20 protein-coding genes are annotated in these 17,468 nt (G+C 63.4%); 9 read left to right on the top strand and 11 right to left on the bottom strand.

Going from position 1 to position 17,468, the window contains the following annotated elements; genetic code table 11:
* Positions 1-145 precede the first annotated feature (145 nt).
* The 5 genes from ACIQWO_RS17505 to ACIQWO_RS17485 all read left to right on the top strand — a co-directional run bounded on the left by ACIQWO_RS17505 (position 146) and on the right by ACIQWO_RS17485 (position 4,512).
* Positions 146-616, top strand: coding sequence for a hypothetical protein (locus ACIQWO_RS17505; RefSeq protein WP_402826608.1), 471 nt, complete (start codon positions 146-148; stop codon positions 614-616).
* Positions 617-618: 2 nt separating this feature from the next.
* Complete coding sequence (locus tag ACIQWO_RS17500) at positions 619-2,283, top strand: EscC/YscC/HrcC family type III secretion system outer membrane ring protein (RefSeq protein WP_402826605.1); 1,665 nt, start codon at positions 619-621, stop codon at positions 2,281-2,283.
* A gap of 2 nt (positions 2,284-2,285) precedes the next feature.
* The gene (sctD, locus tag ACIQWO_RS17495; protein WP_402826602.1) at positions 2,286-3,614 is read left to right on the top strand and encodes a type III secretion system inner membrane ring subunit SctD; all 1,329 of its coding nucleotides are present in this window, start codon (positions 2,286-2,288) and stop codon (positions 3,612-3,614) included.
* Positions 3,589-3,861, top strand: coding sequence for an EscE/YscE/SsaE family type III secretion system needle protein co-chaperone (locus ACIQWO_RS17490; protein WP_402826599.1), 273 nt, complete (start codon positions 3,589-3,591; stop codon positions 3,859-3,861). The genes sctD and ACIQWO_RS17490 overlap by 26 nt, the downstream gene beginning before the upstream one ends.
* 108 nt (positions 3,862-3,969) lie before the next feature.
* Positions 3,970-4,512, top strand: coding sequence for a hypothetical protein (locus ACIQWO_RS17485; RefSeq protein ID WP_402826597.1), 543 nt, complete (start codon positions 3,970-3,972; stop codon positions 4,510-4,512).
* Positions 4,513-4,609: 97 nt separating this feature from the next.
* Here the strand turns inward: ACIQWO_RS17485 and ACIQWO_RS17480 are convergent, their stop codons facing one another.
* The 11 genes from ACIQWO_RS17480 to ACIQWO_RS17430 all read right to left on the bottom strand — a co-directional run bounded on the left by ACIQWO_RS17480 (position 4,610) and on the right by ACIQWO_RS17430 (position 13,207).
* On the bottom strand, positions 4,610-5,746 hold the full coding sequence (locus tag ACIQWO_RS17480) for a TyeA family type III secretion system gatekeeper subunit (protein ID WP_402826594.1): 1,137 nt from the start codon (positions 5,744-5,746) through the stop codon (positions 4,610-4,612).
* Entirely contained in the window at positions 5,739-6,428 is a 690-nt protein-coding gene (locus tag ACIQWO_RS17475) for a hypothetical protein (RefSeq protein WP_402826591.1), read from the bottom strand. Before ACIQWO_RS17475 ends, ACIQWO_RS17480 begins: the two co-directional genes overlap by 8 nt.
* Positions 6,404-7,117 (bottom strand): type III secretion system domain-containing protein, encoded by a 714-nt coding sequence (locus tag ACIQWO_RS17470; RefSeq protein WP_402826588.1) that lies wholly within the window; start codon positions 7,115-7,117, stop codon positions 6,404-6,406. Before ACIQWO_RS17470 ends, ACIQWO_RS17475 begins: the two co-directional genes overlap by 25 nt.
* On the bottom strand, positions 7,075-7,857 hold the full coding sequence (gene sctJ / locus ACIQWO_RS17465) for a type III secretion system inner membrane ring lipoprotein SctJ (protein ID WP_402826585.1): 783 nt from the start codon (positions 7,855-7,857) through the stop codon (positions 7,075-7,077). The genes ACIQWO_RS17470 and sctJ overlap by 43 nt, the downstream gene beginning before the upstream one ends.
* Before the next feature lie 29 nt (positions 7,858-7,886).
* The gene (gene sctI, locus ACIQWO_RS17460) at positions 7,887-8,198 is read right to left on the bottom strand and encodes a type III secretion system inner rod subunit SctI (RefSeq protein WP_402826582.1); all 312 of its coding nucleotides are present in this window, start codon (positions 8,196-8,198) and stop codon (positions 7,887-7,889) included.
* 62 nt (positions 8,199-8,260) lie between these two features.
* On the bottom strand, positions 8,261-8,641 hold the full coding sequence (locus ACIQWO_RS17455; RefSeq protein ID WP_402826579.1) for a DUF1039 domain-containing protein: 381 nt from the start codon (positions 8,639-8,641) through the stop codon (positions 8,261-8,263).
* Positions 8,638-8,856, bottom strand: coding sequence for a type III secretion system needle filament subunit SctF (gene sctF / locus ACIQWO_RS17450; RefSeq protein ID WP_402826576.1), 219 nt, complete (start codon positions 8,854-8,856; stop codon positions 8,638-8,640). The genes ACIQWO_RS17455 and sctF overlap by 4 nt, the downstream gene beginning before the upstream one ends.
* Positions 8,853-9,653, bottom strand: coding sequence for a helix-turn-helix transcriptional regulator (locus ACIQWO_RS17445; protein ID WP_402826573.1), 801 nt, complete (start codon positions 9,651-9,653; stop codon positions 8,853-8,855). The genes sctF and ACIQWO_RS17445 overlap by 4 nt, the downstream gene beginning before the upstream one ends.
* Before the next feature lie 228 nt (positions 9,654-9,881).
* Positions 9,882-11,483: an FMN-binding glutamate synthase family protein gene (locus ACIQWO_RS17440; RefSeq protein WP_402826570.1), complete on the bottom strand. Its 1,602-nt coding sequence runs from the start codon at positions 11,481-11,483 to the stop codon at positions 9,882-9,884.
* An 84-nt stretch (positions 11,484-11,567) separates the two neighbouring features.
* A complete protein-coding gene (gene mnmA, locus ACIQWO_RS17435; protein ID WP_402826567.1) occupies positions 11,568-12,734 on the bottom strand; it encodes a tRNA 2-thiouridine(34) synthase MnmA in 1,167 nt (388 codons plus the stop codon).
* Entirely contained in the window at positions 12,731-13,207 is a 477-nt protein-coding gene (locus tag ACIQWO_RS17430) for an NUDIX hydrolase (RefSeq protein WP_150666771.1), read from the bottom strand. Before ACIQWO_RS17430 ends, mnmA begins: the two co-directional genes overlap by 4 nt.
* 408 nt (positions 13,208-13,615) lie before the next feature.
* Between ACIQWO_RS17430 and ACIQWO_RS17425 the strand changes: the two genes are divergently transcribed.
* The 4 genes from ACIQWO_RS17425 to ACIQWO_RS17410 all read left to right on the top strand — a co-directional run bounded on the left by ACIQWO_RS17425 (position 13,616) and on the right by ACIQWO_RS17410 (position 17,421).
* Positions 13,616-14,746, top strand: a complete 1,131-nt coding sequence (locus tag ACIQWO_RS17425; RefSeq protein WP_150739725.1) for a Re/Si-specific NAD(P)(+) transhydrogenase subunit alpha — start codon at positions 13,616-13,618, stop codon at positions 14,744-14,746.
* A gap of 19 nt (positions 14,747-14,765) precedes the next feature.
* Positions 14,766-15,089, top strand: a complete 324-nt coding sequence (locus ACIQWO_RS17420; protein ID WP_233328041.1) for an NAD(P) transhydrogenase subunit alpha — start codon at positions 14,766-14,768, stop codon at positions 15,087-15,089.
* Entirely contained in the window at positions 15,086-16,528 is a 1,443-nt protein-coding gene (locus tag ACIQWO_RS17415; RefSeq protein ID WP_402826561.1) for an NAD(P)(+) transhydrogenase (Re/Si-specific) subunit beta, read from the top strand. The genes ACIQWO_RS17420 and ACIQWO_RS17415 overlap by 4 nt, the downstream gene beginning before the upstream one ends.
* Before the next feature lie 122 nt (positions 16,529-16,650).
* Positions 16,651-17,421 carry a 5'-methylthioadenosine/adenosylhomocysteine nucleosidase gene (locus tag ACIQWO_RS17410; protein ID WP_402826558.1) on the top strand — a complete coding sequence of 257 codons (771 nt, stop codon included), beginning with the start codon at positions 16,651-16,653 and terminating at the stop codon, positions 17,419-17,421.
* Positions 17,422-17,468 lie beyond the last annotated feature (47 nt).

Raw genomic sequence — 17,468 nt, 5'->3', positions numbered from 1 at the left:
TCGCCTGATCGCACGCATAGGAAAACGCCGCAAATCTCCAGATTCAGTTGTGACTTCAGGTCTGCGCCGGATGGCGTGCGTGACACGGCGCTCGATAATGACGGTCCCTGTTCGCAGTGCCGGGCACCCACCCCAACAGACATCTATGCGTTTGCCATTTGCGCTCTCCGCGCTCGACTGGATTGCTCCATGCGACGTTCAAGGCGCGCGCATCGTGCTCGATATCGACGGTCACCCGGGTTGGACCTGCCCGGCAGCCGGCGGCTACTGTGTGGCAACCGCAGTGGATCCCCCGGCAGGCCATTCGTCACACGCTCCCGGACGCCCGGACGACGTCGACGACTCGGCACGCGCGCGCTGGCTTGCGCGCAGCTCGCTCGTGCTGGCCGGGCAGTCGGCGTTACGCGACGACAGTCTGTGTGTCGCGAACGACGTCGTCTGGTGGGTACATCGATTCGACGCGCACGCCTCGCCTGCGCACGTGGAAGCGCAACTCCGTCGCCAACTGCTCGCAGGCGAAATGCTCTCTTCTCAAATGCCCTCGTCCCAATTCGCCCCCATGCAGAACACGGCCACTGGTGTGGCACGGCGATTGCAAGTCGTGCGACACGAGTGACGATGCGTTGCCATCTCCTGTGTCGCGCGTTGCGGCATCTCCTTCGCCTGACCCTGCTGGTTGCCGGACTGACAATGGCCGCGGCGAGCGCTGCGCTATCGAGCACATCCGGCACGATGGGCGACGGGACGTCGCCCGTGTGGCGCGGCGGCCCTTTCGCTTTTCAAAGCGCAGGAACGCCGCTTGCGGAGTTGCTACGCGACTTCGGTGCGCATCACGGCATACCGACGGTCGTCAGCGCGCAGGTCGACGACCGCTTCATCGGCACGCTCCCGCCCGGTTCCGCACAGACGACACTCGACACACTGGCTGAACGTTATCGGCTTTCGTGGTACTTCAACGGCCAGACGCTCAACATCTATAAGGCCAGCGAGGCCACGCGCCGTGTGTTGCCGCTGCGTTACGCGTCACCTCGCGACCTCCTTGCGCATCTGCGCGACGCTGGCGTCCTCCACCCGCGACACTGCGTGGCACGGGCGATTCCGGCGACACACGCACTCGAAATCGCGGGCGTTCCGGCATGCGTCGAGACGGTTTCCATGCTGGCCGACTACGTCGAACGAGACGCACGCGATCAACAGGAGAGCGAGGAGACCATCAAGATATTTCCCCTGAAATTCGCGACGGCGGACGACACAAGGTACTTTTATCGCGGGCAGGAAGTGGTCGTTCCGGGCGTAGTCAGCGTACTGAAGGATCTGATTCAGGGGGCAGGACCGCTGATCGCCACATCGTCGACTACCGACGCGACCGGTGCGGTCCCTCGTTCGCGAACGTCGGTCGACGTCGGCTTCGCCGCCGCAGCGCAGACCGGGACACCGCGCTTTTCCGCTGACCCACGTCGCAATGCCGTCATCGTGCGGGAGCGCCGTCGCAACATTCCCATCTACGGCGATCTCATCGCGCAACTCGATGTGCGCCCTCGGCTGATCGACATCTCGGTCGCCATCATCGATGTGAATGCCAGCGATATCGCCGAACTTGGCGTCGACATTTCCGGCAGCGCTCGGCTGGGCAGCTTCGGAACCGTCTCGCTCAATGGGCCTTCCAGTGACGGCGACGCAGGCACCTTCACCACGCTGGTCGGCGATACCAACAAATTCATGCTCAATTTGAGCGCCCTTGAGCGAAACTCCAAAGCGCGTGTGCTATCGCGTCCGTCGATCGTCACACTGGACAACATGCAGGCGGTACTGGATCGCAGCGTGACCTTCTATACGAAGGTCTCCGGTGAAAAGGTGGCGAAGCTCGAGAGTGTGACGTCAGGGTCGCTTCTGCGTGTCACGCCGCGCCTCGTGCCGAGCGAGCCGACGGGTAGCGCGGTCGGCGGAAGTCCCGAACATGAGGACATCAGCAGTGAGCAGGTAATGCTCACCCTGAACATCGAAGACGGCGGCGAAATTCGCAGCGATCGCAATTTGCGGAACGAGGTGCCGACCATACGCAACTCGTCGATCTCCACACACGCGACGCTTCAGGCCGGACAGTCGTTACTGCTCGGCGGTTTCGTGCAAGACGCGCAACACGAACACGAACGCAAGATTCCCTTGCTCGGCGACCTGCCGCTCATCGGGCGTCTGTTCAGCTCCACGAGCAATCGCAACGACAGCGTCATGCGTTTGTTTCTCATCAAGGCCGAGCCCGCGGCCGTATTGCCGAACGCCTGACGATGCCAACGCTAACGCTCCTCGACGGCCCGCTCGCCGGGCGTCCCATGCCGCTTCCGGCCGGACCGCTCACCATCGGAAGTGGCGAGGCCGACATTGCGATGACGCTCGACGACGAGGCGAACGTCACCCTGCACGTCGAGGAAGATCGTGTACGGTTGATCTCGCACACCCCCGCTTGGGTCGACGGCATGCCGGTCACGGCGACCGACGACGCATCCGACGCCCGCCCACTTCCCCTGCACACCGTGATCGATCTCGCGGGCCTCGGCGTGTGGCTGAGCGACGAAACCCAGCCGTTGCCGACGCCACTACCGAAGCGTCCCGCGCGCCGTCTCCCTCCGTCCACGGTGGCCGATCCCACAGACCTTCCGGACGTTACCGCGCCGATGGACGCGCGCAGACAACGCCGCTCGCCTGCCGCCTGGCTGGCAGTCTCGGGTCTGTCACTGCTGATTGCGGGCGCGGGTGTCGCCATGTGGCGCACGGGCACCGCCAACGTCATCTCTCGCCCCCCGCAACCCGATGCGCTCCGGACGCTGGCCACCCGCATCGCGCCCAACGTCTCCCTCATTACCGCAGGTGACGCCGTGCGACTGTCAGGCGGCTGTATCGACGACGACACACGCGCTCGCTTACGCGCCGAAGCGCGCTGGCTCGGCAAGGCGTTGAGCGACGACACCTGGTGCCCCGCGAATGCTGTACAGACGGTGAGCACGCTGCTACGGCTGCATGGCTTCGGCAATGCACATGTCGACGTGGCCTCGGACGGCGCGCTGGTCATCGGCGGCCCACTCGTTGCCGATGCCCGGTGGCGCGCTGCGTCGGATGCGCTGGACACACTCGCGTTGCCCCACGGATGGCGCGTGGCGAGCGGCACCGCCCATAGTTTCGATCAGTTGGTGAAAACACTGCGCGAGGCGGGTCAACTGCGCGGCGTCGACATCTCGCGCGACCGCAAAGGGTGGCGGATCACCGGTGCGTTGACTGTCGGGCGGCAAGCGTCGCTCAAAGGTCTCGCTACAACGTGGAATCGTTCGGCCGACGCCATGCCGCTACGCATCGATCCTCTGCCACCGCCCATTCCAACGCTGGCCGAGACGGGCTTCTCCGCGCCACTCGTCAGCATTGGCGGCTCTCCGGGCGCGCCGCAGCTTACGCTTGCCGACGGCACCCGTCTTGCGCAAGGCGTCCGTCTGCCCGGCGGCACGCGCATTGTTGCCATTCATGCTGACGGCGTGTCGATCGGTGCCTACGACCGTCTCTTTTACCTTCCCCTGACACCCGCGACCCCGGAGACCCAACATGACGATCCGTCTGACACGCCTTGAAGACGCTCTCTCGGATTCACCCGGCCCCGTGTCGCTTAACGTCGGGGCAAAACTGAATGCGGCGCGTGCGACGCTCGAAAAATCGCTTCGCACGCCACTCCCCCCTGCACAACACGCACAGGCGCAATCGTTGATGCAAGCGATTCAAGCGGCCGAGGCGATTCTCGAAAGCATCACGCGTCGCTACAGCACATCGTATGGAAAATTGATCACGGCCGAAGACGGCCACGGCGATCGGCGCAGTTAAAACGCTCAGTCAAATCGATGGCACAGGTCGCGAGGTGCGATGTCGCGGTAGCGACGTGTTCATAAGCGACAACGCGGTTCGCGCCACCAAAGTCTTTGTCGACCTAACGTGGGAACCTTCGCCATCGCCCCCCAGTCGCGTGGCACGCATTTCCGATCATTCCGAATGATGCATGACGTTGACAGGGGGCGCGTCATCAATGCAGTCCCACCCTCCACGCTCACTTCCACGCCCATCATGCCCAGTTATGATTTAGCGCAAACTCTCGTCGAAGCCCTGAAGCTGATCGGCTGCGACCCCAGCAAGATCGACGCCGTCGACAATCATTCGCCCATCGAGCTGACGTTCAACGCTTCGCCAAGCATCATTGTGGAAACGCTGGACAATCAGGTGTGCAGCATTCATGCCGTCGTAGCGACGGACGAGGCTGCTCGGCTGCATCGAGCCAACAGCGAGCGGTTGCTTCAGTTTCTGATCGAGCCCGCCGAGTGGGCCGTCACCGGGCATGTTCAATTGCGCGAACGCGACAACCGCCTGATTCTTCACGCGCAAGTCAAAGACGACGCCGCCGCAGAAGCGGAGCCGTTCGCCCAGGCGCTCACCGATTTCTACGACCGCATCAAGCTCTGCCGCGAGCATCTGCGCGCCTGACGGACGACATCGATACGCCCCACATCCCCGCTCATCATCTTCCATCCCGCTTCGGCGCATGCCATCATGCGCCGCCGGATGGACCTCCGCTCAAAAGTCAGTGGTTCGTCGCATCCGCCTCGCTGGCAATCTCCGTTCTCCAGACACTCAGCGCTTCCTCGAGCGCTTCACGCTGCGTCTCGTCGCGAAAGCATCCGTCATGCGCCGACTTAATGAGCTGGGATAGCGCTCGTGCGAATGCGTATCGGACGTCGACCGTCGTCATGCCCAGATACGCAGCGCGTTGCGTCAGCCATTCGGCACCCGCCCAAGGCTGATCGAGCAACGTAAGTGTCTCCGCGATCATGGTGTCGGTCGCAAACGCACGGCTTCCCGCATCTCGCATCGCATGCGCCGCGCGTTCGCACATCGACTCCATTGTGAGAAACAGCACTACGCGACGGAGATCGTCCACAACGGCCGACAACCGCTGGGTATCGGCGTCGGCTTGCCGCGCACCCAACTCCAGACCGAGCGCCTGCATGAGAGCGCGAAGTCTCTCGCGTCGCTGAGAGAAGCGACGGCACTCGTCGAACCATTGTGTGAGCGAGCGTTGTGTTCCGGTCGACTGACGAAACAGCGATTTGAGCTGTTGCATCAGCGCCAGACCAGGCGACTTGCCGCCGCCACATTCGAGTGACGCAAATGCCTCGATGGCCCATGTATCCGAGGCCGTCAAGGCATCGAGCGCGCGCCGCAGCCGCGTGCGGGTTTCCGCATCGAGCCCGTTGTCGGCCAACCACGCAGCGACAACCAGTGCGGCGTGCCCGCCTGACATCTGCGCCTGACGGATCAGTTGATGAGGATCGGGGACAAACGGCAAATCGCGCAATTGACTGCGCAGCCGTTCGAACTGCGCACCATTCACGCGTGCGAATCGTTGCATCTGCTGTTCGAACAACGCCCGCGCGCGTTGCTTGTCGTCGCGGACATCTCGCTCGCCCGTGCGCCGAAAACGTACGCCCAGTGCGAAGCTCAGATTTTCCTGCGACTCAGAGAAAGCTGCCTCCTCGTTCTGCGCGATGGTCGCTTCGATCAGCGCCACATGACCCGGCACGTCCGTCGGCGTTGCGCGAGACGACAGACCGTCGGCTTCGAGCGCCTGCCATTCGTCCGTCAATATGCGCTCTAGCGCCTTGTTTTCCTGCGGCGCGCGAACGCTCGGATTGGCAGACGTGGGGAGACGCTCAACCATAAGCAACCTCCAGATTCGGCACGGCGCGCAAGCGTTGGATGACTGCCGCCAGATCCGCATCGAGATCCAGACACACGGTGACCCACTCGCTTTCGATGCGCGCCTGACGGCCGGAGAGCGACGCATCCGGAGTACACGCAAGCACAATGTCGGCATCGCGCAATGCGCCCTCGACGGCCGCGTGATGCACCGTCGGCACACGCAGGACGAGGACACCTTCGCGTACGAGGTCGGGCAACGATTGCCCAACACGATGCGCGAAGCGCTCGCCGACATCGAGTTTTCCGACGAAATTGGACAGCGCGCCCGTCATCGCATCGGCAACCCTGCGCTCCAGTGACCGCACGATCTCCCGCTCCATCGACGCCTCGTCGACAAGCCAGTCCACGGTCTGTGCGACGGCCGCTTGCCGTGCGGCTTCCGCCAGTGTCGCCGCCTCCTGTCTGGCACGCGTCTGCGCCGCCGCCTCCCACGCATTGCGCTGCACCTCTGCGTCGTTTCTCGCCCGCTCGCGCTCTACTTGCGCAGCGTCGCGCTCGGCACGCGCCTCGTTCATCCAACGTGCCCGCTGACTGACGTCGTCACGCAGTTTAACGATTGCCTCGGCGGAAATCACCGGCCCCACCGGAGCAGGGCCGTCAATCGTTTCGATGGGGGTCAATGCGTAGTCGATGACATACATAGCATTTTCTCCAGCGCCGCGAGTCGCGGCCAGATATCGTCGATGACCGGATCGCCGCCCACCGCCGTCGCTGTCATCCCCGGTGGTGGGAGCAGGATCCGCGCAGCCATGTGGACGGTGGCGACGTCCTCGATCATCGCGACGGGATTGTCTGACGCGCCCGAAGTGCCCGGCGATGTGCGAGCGGCGCAGACAGCGTCAAGCTGCTCACCGGTCGTCGCCATCGCCAACGTCGCAATCTCGTCCGCCTCAAACGCACGGTGCGACGGCCAGTCGTGCCGCGTCAGCAGCAGACGATCACATTGCCACGCGTCCAGCCACGGCGAGAGCGCGCGACGAAATTTGCCGAGCAGCAGATAGTCGGGACAGCCCAGCACGCGCAAACCGTGGGCCAACGCGACGCGGCGCAGATTCGGCATCAGATGCACCATGACCCGCGCAGCCTCGCTCCGAGGAAGCGTGCAGTCATTTCGTCCAGCCACCGGCCATCCGCGTCGTTCGATCAATAGCCGGTCGACAGGTGGACGACACGCCGCATGTCTGCGGTACGGGGCACGCCACCTCGACATCTCGAACGTGTTCCACCAGCCTGCATCCATATCCAATCCCGGTTGCCAGATCAGACGCGCGAGCCGGGTGCACGCCATCACGTCGCTCTCGCCACGCGCTGCCGTAACCGGACGACCCATGCGCCCCGTCGACGCCAGGCCATCGCCCCGGCCACCGCAAGCACCATCGCTGCCGCCACTAACATTCCCCACCCTAGCCACCGACGCCAAGGCATTTCGCCGCCCCCGTTCGCCGTCACTGCGGCCGACTCGATGGCCGCCCGAGGCAATCGATAGTCCGCGGGTTGCAGCACGATGCTGATGCGCTCCGGCGATACCCCGGGCACGCTGTCGTGCACCAGACTGCGAATGTCGGTCATGCGTTGCGTCATGTTGATTTCGGGGCTGTACTTCACAAAGACGGCCACACCCGGCGGCAGGGTGGCACGTCCGGCCGAGTCCGTCGGTACCTGCGCAATAGACACTTCTGCCACCATCACGCCGTCGAGCGCCGCCAACATGCGCTCCAGTCGTTGCTCTTTGAGAAAGATGAGTTTCGCCTGCTCCTGCACCGGCGAACTGACGAGTTGCCCCGGTGGAAAGACATCCTCGACCGACGCCCGCTTCTGGCGCGGCAACCCGTGCTGACGAAGCACTTCGACGCCGCGCACGAAATCGCTGCGTTCGATCCGGACGGTCATGCCCGTGGTGTCCGCGCGCTTGTCAGCCTGAAGTCCGGAGACCAGCAGTAGCGCGAGCATCTGATTTGCTTCGGTCTCGCTCAGCGCGCGATGCAACTCGACTTTGCAGCCGACGAGCATCAGCAAGAGCAAGCCGACGAGCAGGATCCGCCCCAATGCGATGCCCTCAACGATCGGCACGAGGCCTTTCACAACACGGCCGCAACGCGTCATTGCATGTGGACCAGCTTGTTGACACCCTGCGTCGTAGCCCCGGCCGCTTTCGCGACAAACTCCAATGCCAGCACCCGCTCGGTGATGTCTAGCTGCGTGGCAAGCAGACGCGCCGGATCGTCCAATGCTTGCTCGTCCAGCGTCACGCGTTGTGCCAGATATTCGGTGTCGCCCGCCAACTTGTTCGCCGCGCTTAGCAAGTGATGCTCGGGCAACGGCGCGGCGTTCGCCAACGCGAGACTGAATCGCGCAGCGTCGGCCTGCTCAGCGGTAGTGGGTGCGGTGGGGAATGCGGCAGACGGTTTCATCGACGCATCGACGGCCGACGTTTGCGTAACTGCCGCGGAAAGCGCAGATGATGAGAGTGTCGTCATGGCAAAGGGAGGACTTCTGGAGAAGAAAAGGCCGGAGGAGGAGATGACGCCGATGAGGTAATCGTCGTGTCGAGCCACTGCTGCAACACGCGCGCGGCGCTTACGTCGGCCTTGTCTGCCTCGCCTTCGGCAGTCAGACGCGCAAGGCAGGTGCGCGCTTGCGCTGTGTCGCCCAGCGCAATGAGCAACGCAGCATGCAAACATTGACGCGCCTCAACCTGCGGCACGAGCAACGGAAGCGCTCGCAGAATCGTTCGCGCTTCCGTCTCGAGACCGTGTTGCGCCCCAGCTAGCGCCAGTTCGACGATATGCTGCCGGACCGAAGCATCCAGCCACGTCACCGCGCCATCATGGGATTTTGACGGCGTCGTCATCATGCGATCTTGGCGATGATGCCCATCAACGTATCCTTGATGAGCTTGATGGCCGCACTGTGCAAGCCGACGCCCGTTGCGAACTGCTGCAACTTGAACTGGACGTCGAGCATCTGACGGGGATCGTTGACTTCCTGCGTGCGCACCGCCTGCGTCGCTTCGTCCGACATTCGCCGCACGCCTTCCGACATGCTGCGGTGGATTTCCTCGACGTTCATAGCACGCCTGCATCGGTCACTGCACCGTGTCCTGCAACGAGATCGGCGCGCATGGCTGCGTAGGCGTCCGCGCGCGGCATCGCGACACGACGGCCACCGCGCTGAGGCGGTGTGCCCAGGCGAATCTCCGTCGGCGCGCAATCGAAGCGTTTGCGGAACGTGTCGGTGAAGTGCGCGTGATTGGTGAAGCCACACTCCAGCGCAATGTCGAGCACCTTGTGACGCGTGGAAAGCAGTAGGTCGCGAGCCAGTCTCAGCCTCCGCTCAAGCAACCATTGCTTGGCGGGCATGCCATACGTCTGCTGAAACAGATACCGGAATTTTCTCAACGGCATGCCGAACTCTTCGGCCAGACGCCCCACCGGCCAGGGTCGATGGAAGTTCGCTTCGACGAAGTCGAACAGCGAATGACTGCCTGCAATCGTCTGACGCAACATCGCGGAGAAGTAGCGCTGATCGCGGCACAGACAGTAGACGTAAAAGAAGCGCAGCATCGCCATGCGGTCGACGTTCTGCAACGTCATCGCCACGTCGACCATGCTGGGTTCGAGGATCAGTGTACGCGCCGCCTGCCTGTGGAACACGCCGAGCGGGCGGCGGTCGAGCAGATCGACGACGTCCGGATACAGCGCCTGTAAATCGCATGCATGAAAATCATGAGCCACCACTGGCCCGGGGGCATCGATCGTCGCATCCGAACTGGTCGCGGTCATGCTGCCCGCAGGCAACGTGTGTACCAGACCGTTCACAATGAGTTTGACGTCGTGGCGGCTGATCAGAAATCGCACCGTACTCATAGGCTCCTCCTCTGACGACAATCCGTCGGCGGGATGACAAAGTCGAAGGCCACACGATAGGCGAGTACGCGCGCGAGCATCATCCGGTGGAGACCTTAATGTGAGTCGCCAGGCCCGGCACTTTTGGCTTTTGGGAAGAAAACTTTCGAGAAGCATAAAAAAACCCGACGCCACCACGCGTCGGGTTTGTTTTACAGCGACAGCCTTGTATCGCTTTGCGCGATATCGTCAGGCCACGGCCGCAGGCGAGAAACTATCGGCACGCGCCATCGGCCAGTACTTCTCGTAGAGCTGATAGCGGAACTGACCGCGCAGCAAATCGCCCGGCTCCAGATACTTCAGCGATTCGGACATGAGACGGATCTCATTGGACGACACACGCTTGACGATGTGATGTGCGCGCAGATCCGACGGATGCGCCAACCCTGCGGCCTGAATCAGTTCCTGCAATGCGTGCAGCGTCTGCGCGTGGAACTGATGCACACGCTGCGCCTTGTCCGGCACCACGAGCGCGCGTTGACGCAACGTATCCTGCGTGGCCACACCGGTAGGACAGCGGTCCGTGTGGCACTTCTGCGACTGAATGCAGCCGATGGCGAACATGAAGCCGCGCGCCGAATTGCACCAGTCGGCGCCAATGGCGAGCGTGCGCGCAATGTCGAACGCCGTCACGATCTTGCCCGACGCACCAATGCGGATCTTGTCGCGCAATCCCGCGCCCACGAGCGTGTTGTGTACCAGCAGCAACCCTTCCTGCAGCGGCGCGCCCACGTGATCGGTGAACTCCAGCGGTGCAGCGCCGGTGCCACCTTCGGAGCCGTCCACCACGATGAAGTCGGGGAGGATGCCGCTCTCGAGCATCGCCTTCACGATGCCGAAGAATTCCCACGGATGACCGATGCAAAGCTTGAAGCCCGTCGGCTTACCGCCCGAGAGCGTGCGCAGCCGATCGACGAATTGCAGCAGACCCAGCGGCGTCGAAAACTCGCTGTGGCGTGACGGCGAGATGCAGTCCTGTCCCATCGGCACGCCGCGCGTTGCGGAGATCTCCGGTGTGATCTTCGCGGCGGGCAACACGCCGCCGTGGCCCGGCTTCGCGCCTTGCGAGAGCTTCACCTCGATCATCTTCACCTGCGGCGTAGTGGCCTGCGCGGTGAACTTCTCGGCGTTGAATGTGCCGTCGTCGTTGCGGCAGCCAAAGTAACCCGACGCCACTTCCCAGATCAGATCCCCGCCTTGCTCGCGGTGATGCGGCGAGATCGAACCTTCGCCGGTGTCGTGGATGAAGTTGCCCAGTTTGGCCCCGCGATTGAGCGCGCGGATGGCGTTGGCGGACAACGCGCCGAAGCTCATCGCCGAAACGTTGAAGATCGAGGCCGAATACGGCTGCGCGCGATCCGCACCGATGGTGATACGGAAGTCGTGATCCTTCAGGACGGTCGGCGCGAGCGAGTGGGCGATCCACTCGTAGCCGGTCGCCTTGACGTCCAGCTCCGTGCCGAAGGGCCGACTATCGACGTCACCCTTGGCGCGCTGATAGACGATGCTGCGCTGAGCGCGCGAGAACGGTGTCTCGGAGGTGTCGTCTTCCACGAAGTACTGACGGATTTCCGGCCGGATGAACTCGAACAGAAATCGGAAGTGTCCCCACAGCGGGTAGTTACGCAGTACAGCGTGACGCTGCTGAACGACGTCCCAGACCCCGAGGGCGACCAACGCAGCGAACGGTATGGGCCAGAGCGGATTCCATCCGTCGACGAGCACCAGCGCGAGCGTTGCGACGAGCAACGCCACGGCGATCCAGAGAGCCAGAAATCGGCGCGAAAACATGAAACCTCCTAGGCTTTTGCGGGGGGAGCGGCAAAACGGCCACCGGCACGCTGCCGGGTGTCCCCCCGGCGAGCGCCGGCGGCTTCAATGCGTATTGAGGATGATGTGTTTCGATGCTGCGGACGTGGCGCCTGCGTCAGCCGCCGCGCCCGTTGCAGCGACGGCAGGCGTGGTGGACGCAATGATCCCGCCGCCCAGACACACCTCGCCGTCGTACAGCACGGCGGACTGACCGGGCGTCACGGCCCATTGCGCGTCCGAGAACGACAGCGTGAGGCCACCGGCGTCGGCGCGCACGACTTCGCAGGCGGCATCTGCCTGACGGTAGCGGGTCTTCGCACCGCAACGCGTGCCCGCAATCGGCGCCTCGCCTGCGACCCATGAGAGGTCTTCGGCATCGAGCGTGCCCGAGAGCAGCCACGGGTGATCGTGGCCCTGCACGACATACAGCGTGTTGCTGACCATGTCCTTGCGCGCGACGAACCACGGCTCGCCCGAGCCGTCGCGGCTACCGCCCAGACCGATACCCTTGCGCTGACCCAGCGTGTAGAACGCCAGCCCCACGTGCTCGCCGACGATCGTGCCGTCCGGCGTCTTCATCGGTCCCGGCTTGGTCGGCAGATAGCGATTGAGGAAGTCGCGGAACGGTCGCTCCCCGATGAAGCAGATCCCCGTCGAATCCTTCTTCTTCGCGTTCGGCAGGCCGATCTGCGCGGCGATCTCGCGCACCTTCGTCTTCGGCATTTCGCCGAGCGGGAACATCGTGCGCGAGAGCTGCTGCTGGTTCAGGCGGTGCAGGAAGTAGCTCTGATCCTTGGTGTGATCGAACGCCTTGAGCAGTTCGAAGCGCCCGTCGCGCTCGCGTACACGGGCGTAGTGGCCGGTGGCGATGGTCTCGCCGCCCAGCGCCACCGCGTGATCGAGGAACGCCTTGAACTTGATCTCGGCGTTGCACAGCACGTCCGGGTTCGGCGTGCGCCCGGCCGAGTACTCGCGCAGGAATTCCGCGAAGACGCGGTCCTTGTACTCGGCGGCGAAGTTCACCGCTTCGACGTCGATGCCGATCAGATCGGCGACCGACACCACGTCGATCCAGTCCTGCCGGGTCGAACAGTATTCGCTGTCGTCATCGTCTTCCCAGTTCTTCATGAACAGACCGACGACGTCGTAGCCTTGTTGTTTGAGCAGCCATGCCGTGACCGACGAATCGACGCCGCCCGACATGCCCACTACTACGCGTTTTTGACTCATGTGTTGCCTTGCCCGCCGGTCAGTGCCGGATGGGTCTGAAGTATGCCGAGGTCGTATCTGACGCCTCGCAGGTAATCGTCCATGCACTGCTCGAGAATCGGCGAACGATGCCGTGCCCGCTGCGCGCGCACCTCGTCCGGCGTGAGCCAGAGCGTGCCGACGATGCCGTCGTCGAGCGTGCGCGTCGCATCGAACTCGCCCAGCGTGCCGCTGAAGGTGAAGCGCAGATAGGCGATGTCGTCCGGTCCCGGCGCGAGATAGATGCCCAGCAGGTGCTGCGGCTCGAACGTATGCGCCGTCTCTTCCAGCACCTCACGGCGCACGGCGTCGAGGATCGACTCGCCCGGCTCCAGATGACCGGCCGGTTGGTTAATCAGCAGACCGGCACGCTTTTGCTCTTCGACAAACAGAAAACGGCCGTCACGTTCGACGACCGCAGCAACCGTCACGTTGGGCTTCCAGCGTGCATTCATGGCACATCCTTGCGGGACGCGGGGACGAGAGACCCCGATAAAAGCGACATTTTACCGTCTGACGGGGTTTGGCGCTGAAGACGGGGCGGTTTCAAGACCGACCGGCCGGTCGGCGAGTCCCGTGCAGATCCCGTCACATTCATTACCGATAGTTAGTATTGATATGTCATTCCATGCAATAGGCGCATTTGTAATGTTCATGTAAGCTTCGAAGCTCCAGCAATGGGCAATGTGCAGTTGCAGTACCGCATCACCGGTTTTTGCAGTAGTTCGAACGCAGTGGTTTGTGCAGGACTAATGTCATCAGCGGCGAAACAGGTAACGCGTCTGCCTCGGCAGCGTACGCGCTGCGGCTCCTTGGTTTTTGGCCGCTGATGAGATCAGTTCACAAACCCAAGGAGATACGCAATGAAAATCGGCATTCCCGCCGAAACGCTTTCCGGCGAATCCCGTGTCGCGGCCACGCCCGAGACGGTGAAGAAGCTGGTCGCGTCAGGACACCAGATCGTGATCGGCCGTGGCGCAGGCGACGCCGCCAGCGTGCCCGACGCCGCCTTCGAAGCTGCCGGGGCCACCCTCGGCAGCGCGGCTGACGCGCTCGGCGCAGAACTCGTCCTCAAGGTACGCGCCCCCTCCCCCGAAGAGCTTGCCCAGATGTCGCGCGGTAGCGTGGTCGTCGGCATGCTCAATCCGTTCGACGCAGAGAACAACGCACGCATGGCCGCCGCTGGCGTCACCGCCTTCGCACTCGAAGCCGCGCCGCGCACCACGCGCGCGCAAAGCATGGATGTCCTCTCCTCGCAGGCCAACATCGCTGGCTACAAGGCCGTGATGCTCGCTGCGAACCTCTATCAGCGCTTCATGCCGATGTTGATGACGGCCGCCGGTACGGTGAAAGCTGCGCGTCTGGTCGTGCTCGGTGCGGGTGTCGCGGGCCTGCAAGCCATTGCGACGGCTAAACGTCTGGGTGCGGTGATCGAAGCGTCGGACGTGCGTCCGGCGGTGCGTGAGCAGATCGAATCGCTCGGCGCGAAGTTCATCGACGTGCCGTTCGAGACCGACGAAGAGCGCGAGATCGCCAAGGGCGTGGGCGGTTACGCTCGCCCGATGCCTGCCGCGTGGCTCGCCCGTCAGGCACAGCTCGTGCACACCCGTCTGACGCAAGCCGACATCGTTATCTCCACCGCGCTGATCCCAGGCCGTGCTGCGCCGACGCTCATCAGCGAAGACACCGTCAAGGCCATGAAGCCCGGTTCGGTGATCATCGATCTGGCGGCTGGGCGCGGTGCCAACGGCGGCGGCAACTGCCCGCTGTCGGTGGCCGACGAAGTCGTCAAGGTCCACGGCGTGACCATCGCGGGTTACACCAACCTCGCCGGTATGGTCGCCGCCGACGCCTCCGCACTCTACGCACGGAACGTGCTCGACTTCCTCAAGCTGGTGATCGACAAGGAAGGCAAGCTCGTGATCGACACGAACGACGACATCGTCGCCGCCTGTCTGATGTGCCGCGACGGTCAGGTGCTGCGCGCCGCCTGAGAAAAACAAGGGGAACGTTATGGAAATGATTAATCACACGGTGATCAATCTGATCATCTTCGTGCTGGCGGTGTACGTCGGCTATCACGTGGTGTGGAACGTCACACCGGCGCTGCACACGCCGCTCATGGCCGTGACGAACGCGATTTCGGCCATCGTGATCGTGGGCGCAATGCTTGCCGCCGGTCTCACCGAAGGCAACCTCGGCAAGACGATGGGCGTGATCGCCGTGGCACTCGCGGCCGTCAACGTGTTCGGGGGCTTCCTCGTCACCCAGCGAATGCTGGAGATGTTCAAGAAGAAAGATAAGCCTGCCAAGGCCATCGAGGGGGACAAGCAATGAGCATGAATCTCGTCACGCTGCTGTATCTGGTCGCGTCGATCTGCTTTATTCAGGCACTCAAGGGCCTGTCGAATCCGAAGATGGCGCGACGCGGTAACGCGTTCGGCATGATCGGCATGGCGATTGCGGCTGTTACCACGATTGCGTTGATTTACGAGTTGCGTCGTCTGATGGGCGGCAACTACTCGGGTCTCGCGCTGATCCTCGCAGGTCTTGTGGTCGGTGGCGGCATCGGTGCCTTCGTCGCCCGCAAGGTCGAGATGACGAAGATGCCGGAACTCGTGGCCGCCATGCACTCGCTGATCGGTCTGGCGGCTGTGTGTATCGCAGTGGCTGCGGTCGCTGAACCGGCTGCATTCGGCATCGTGCCTGCGGGCGAAACCCTCCTGCCGCCGGGCAATCGGATCGAACTGTTCATCGGCACGTTCGTCGGCGCGATCACGTTCTCGGGGTCGGTCATCGCCTTCGGCAAGCTCTCGGGCAAGTACAAGTTCCGCCTGTTCCAGGGCGCGCCGGTGCAGTTCACCGGACAGCACACGATCAACCTGCTGCTCGCCATTGCGATGCTCGGCTTCGGCGTCATCTTCTTCCTGTCGCAAAGCTGGCTGCCGTTCATTCTGATGACGGCCATCGCGTTCGTGCTCGGCGTGCTCATCATCATCCCGATTGGCGGCGCAGACATGCCGGTCGTGGTCTCGATGCTGAACTCGTACTCGGGCTGGGCGGCGGCGGGCATCGGCTTCTCGCTGAACAACCCGATGCTGATCATCGCCGGTTCGCTGGTGGGTTCGTCGGGTGCGATTCTGTCGTACATCATGTGCAAGGCCATGAACCGCTCGTTCTTCAACGTGATTCTCGGCGGCTTCGGCGCAACGCCGGGCACGAGTGCGGCCGGTGGCGAACAGCAGCAGCGTCCGGTGAAGTCGGGCTCGCCCGACGACGCAGCGTTCCTCATGAGCAACGCAGAGTCGCTGGTGATCGTGCCGGGCTACGGTCTGGCGGTCGCCCGTGCGCAGCACGCGCTCAAGGAACTGACCGACAAGCTCTCGGAGAAAGGCGTGAACGTGCGCTACGCGATTCACCCGGTCGCGGGCCGTATGCCGGGTCACATGAACGTGCTGCTGGCCGAAGCCGAGGTGCCGTACGATCAGGTCCTGGAAATGGACGAGATCAACGGCGAATTCGGTCAGACGGACGTGGTGCTGGTGTTGGGCGCGAACGACGTGGTGAACCCCGCCGCGAAGAACGATCCGGGGTCGCCGATTGCAGGCATGCCGATCATCGAGGCGTACAAGGCCAAGACGATCATCGTCAACAAGCGTTCGATGGCCGCCGGTTATGCAGGGCTCGATAACGAGCTCTTCTATCTCGACAAGACCATGATGGTCTTCGGCGACGCGAAGAAGGTGATCGAGGAGATGGTGAAAGCGGTCGAGTAAGCCGGACTCTCTGGTTTGGTTTTAGCGCGGGGCTGCACGCCAACATCGGGTGCAGCCCCGCGCTACAATGCGCGCTCGATCCACGCAATAGCGCGCCGCCGCGCGCGAAAGAGTCCCGCATCATGACGCTAGGCATCGTCGCCGCCCTTCACGAAGAAATCGCCGATCTGCTCGCAGAGATGGCCCCTGGGGCACACGTCGAACACATCGGCATGCGCGACTATCACGTGGGCAAGCTGCACGGCCATGACTGCGTCATCGTGCTCGCCCGTATCGGCAAGGTGGCGGCGGCGGCCACAACGGCTGCGCTGATCCATCGCTTCGACGTGCGGGAAATCGTCTTCACCGGTGTGGCGGGCGGACTCGCGCACGGCTTGTCGGTGGGCGACGTCGTCATCGCCGACACGCTCACGCAGCACGACATGGACGCTAGCCCCCTCTTCCCCCGCTTCGAAATCCCGTTGCTCGGGCGCGCTGCGTTCGACGCCGAAGCCTCACTGCGCGATGCCCTCGCTCAGGCCGCACGCGACTGGCTTGCCGACGAGATGGCCGCACAGGTGAGCGCCGCGTTGCGCACCGAGCTGCGGATGTCCGCGCCGCGCGTGCACGTCGGGCAAATCGCCAGCGGCGACCGCTTCGTTTCCAGCGCCAGCGAAGTCACGTTGTTGCGCGGCACGCTGCCGCAAGCCCTTGCCGTCGAAATGGAAGGCGCAGCGGTCGCGCAGGTCTGTCATGAGTACGGCATTCCATTCGCCGTCATGCGCACGCTTTCCGACGCGGCCGACGACACCGCGCACGTCGATTTCTCGCGATTTCTGCGCGAGGTCGCGAGCCACTACTCTCACGGCATCCTTCGTCGCTTCCTGAGCGCGCGCTCTGTACCGTCCGCTTAAGCGCGCCACACCGTCACCGTCCATCCCCGTTTGGACATTCCAGCGGG

It is taken from the genome of Pandoraea sp. NPDC090278 (assembly GCF_044772185.1).
Classification (GTDB): domain Bacteria; phylum Pseudomonadota; class Gammaproteobacteria; order Burkholderiales; family Burkholderiaceae; genus Pandoraea.
The sequence above is the reverse complement of the archived record's forward strand: the minus strand, read 5'-3'. Positions and strand labels throughout refer to the sequence as shown.

Coding starts and splice junctions, on each gene's coding strand:
- mnmA (WP_402826567.1), bottom strand. CDS start 12,734: ATGAGTCAAAAACGCGTAGTAGTGGGCATGTCGGGCGGCGTCGATTCG.
- sctF (WP_402826576.1), bottom strand. CDS start 8,856: ATGAACGTCGAGGAAATCCACCGCAGCATGTCGGAAGGCGTGCGGCGA.
- ACIQWO_RS17420 (WP_233328041.1), top strand. CDS start 14,766: ATGGAAATGATTAATCACACGGTGATCAATCTGATCATCTTCGTGCTG.
- ACIQWO_RS17430 (WP_150666771.1), bottom strand. CDS start 13,207: ATGAATGCACGCTGGAAGCCCAACGTGACGGTTGCTGCGGTCGTCGAA.
- ACIQWO_RS17415 (WP_402826561.1), top strand. CDS start 15,086: ATGAGCATGAATCTCGTCACGCTGCTGTATCTGGTCGCGTCGATCTGC.
- ACIQWO_RS17455 (WP_402826579.1), bottom strand. CDS start 8,641: ATGATGACGACGCCGTCAAAATCCCATGATGGCGCGGTGACGTGGCTG.
- ACIQWO_RS17475 (WP_402826591.1), bottom strand. CDS start 6,428: ATGTATGTCATCGACTACGCATTGACCCCCATCGAAACGATTGACGGC.
- ACIQWO_RS17500 (WP_402826605.1), top strand. CDS start 619: ATGCGTTGCCATCTCCTGTGTCGCGCGTTGCGGCATCTCCTTCGCCTG.
- ACIQWO_RS17410 (WP_402826558.1), top strand. CDS start 16,651: ATGACGCTAGGCATCGTCGCCGCCCTTCACGAAGAAATCGCCGATCTG.
- sctI (WP_402826582.1), bottom strand. CDS start 8,198: ATGAAACCGTCTGCCGCATTCCCCACCGCACCCACTACCGCTGAGCAG.
- ACIQWO_RS17505 (WP_402826608.1), top strand. CDS start 146: ATGCGTTTGCCATTTGCGCTCTCCGCGCTCGACTGGATTGCTCCATGC.
- sctD (WP_402826602.1), top strand. CDS start 2,286: ATGCCAACGCTAACGCTCCTCGACGGCCCGCTCGCCGGGCGTCCCATG.
- ACIQWO_RS17440 (WP_402826570.1), bottom strand. CDS start 11,483: ATGTTTTCGCGCCGATTTCTGGCTCTCTGGATCGCCGTGGCGTTGCTC.
- ACIQWO_RS17480 (WP_402826594.1), bottom strand. CDS start 5,746: ATGGTTGAGCGTCTCCCCACGTCTGCCAATCCGAGCGTTCGCGCGCCG.
- ACIQWO_RS17470 (WP_402826588.1), bottom strand. CDS start 7,117: ATGGGTCGTCCGGTTACGGCAGCGCGTGGCGAGAGCGACGTGATGGCG.
- ACIQWO_RS17445 (WP_402826573.1), bottom strand. CDS start 9,653: ATGAGTACGGTGCGATTTCTGATCAGCCGCCACGACGTCAAACTCATT.
- ACIQWO_RS17490 (WP_402826599.1), top strand. CDS start 3,589: ATGACGATCCGTCTGACACGCCTTGAAGACGCTCTCTCGGATTCACCC.
- ACIQWO_RS17425 (WP_150739725.1), top strand. CDS start 13,616: ATGAAAATCGGCATTCCCGCCGAAACGCTTTCCGGCGAATCCCGTGTC.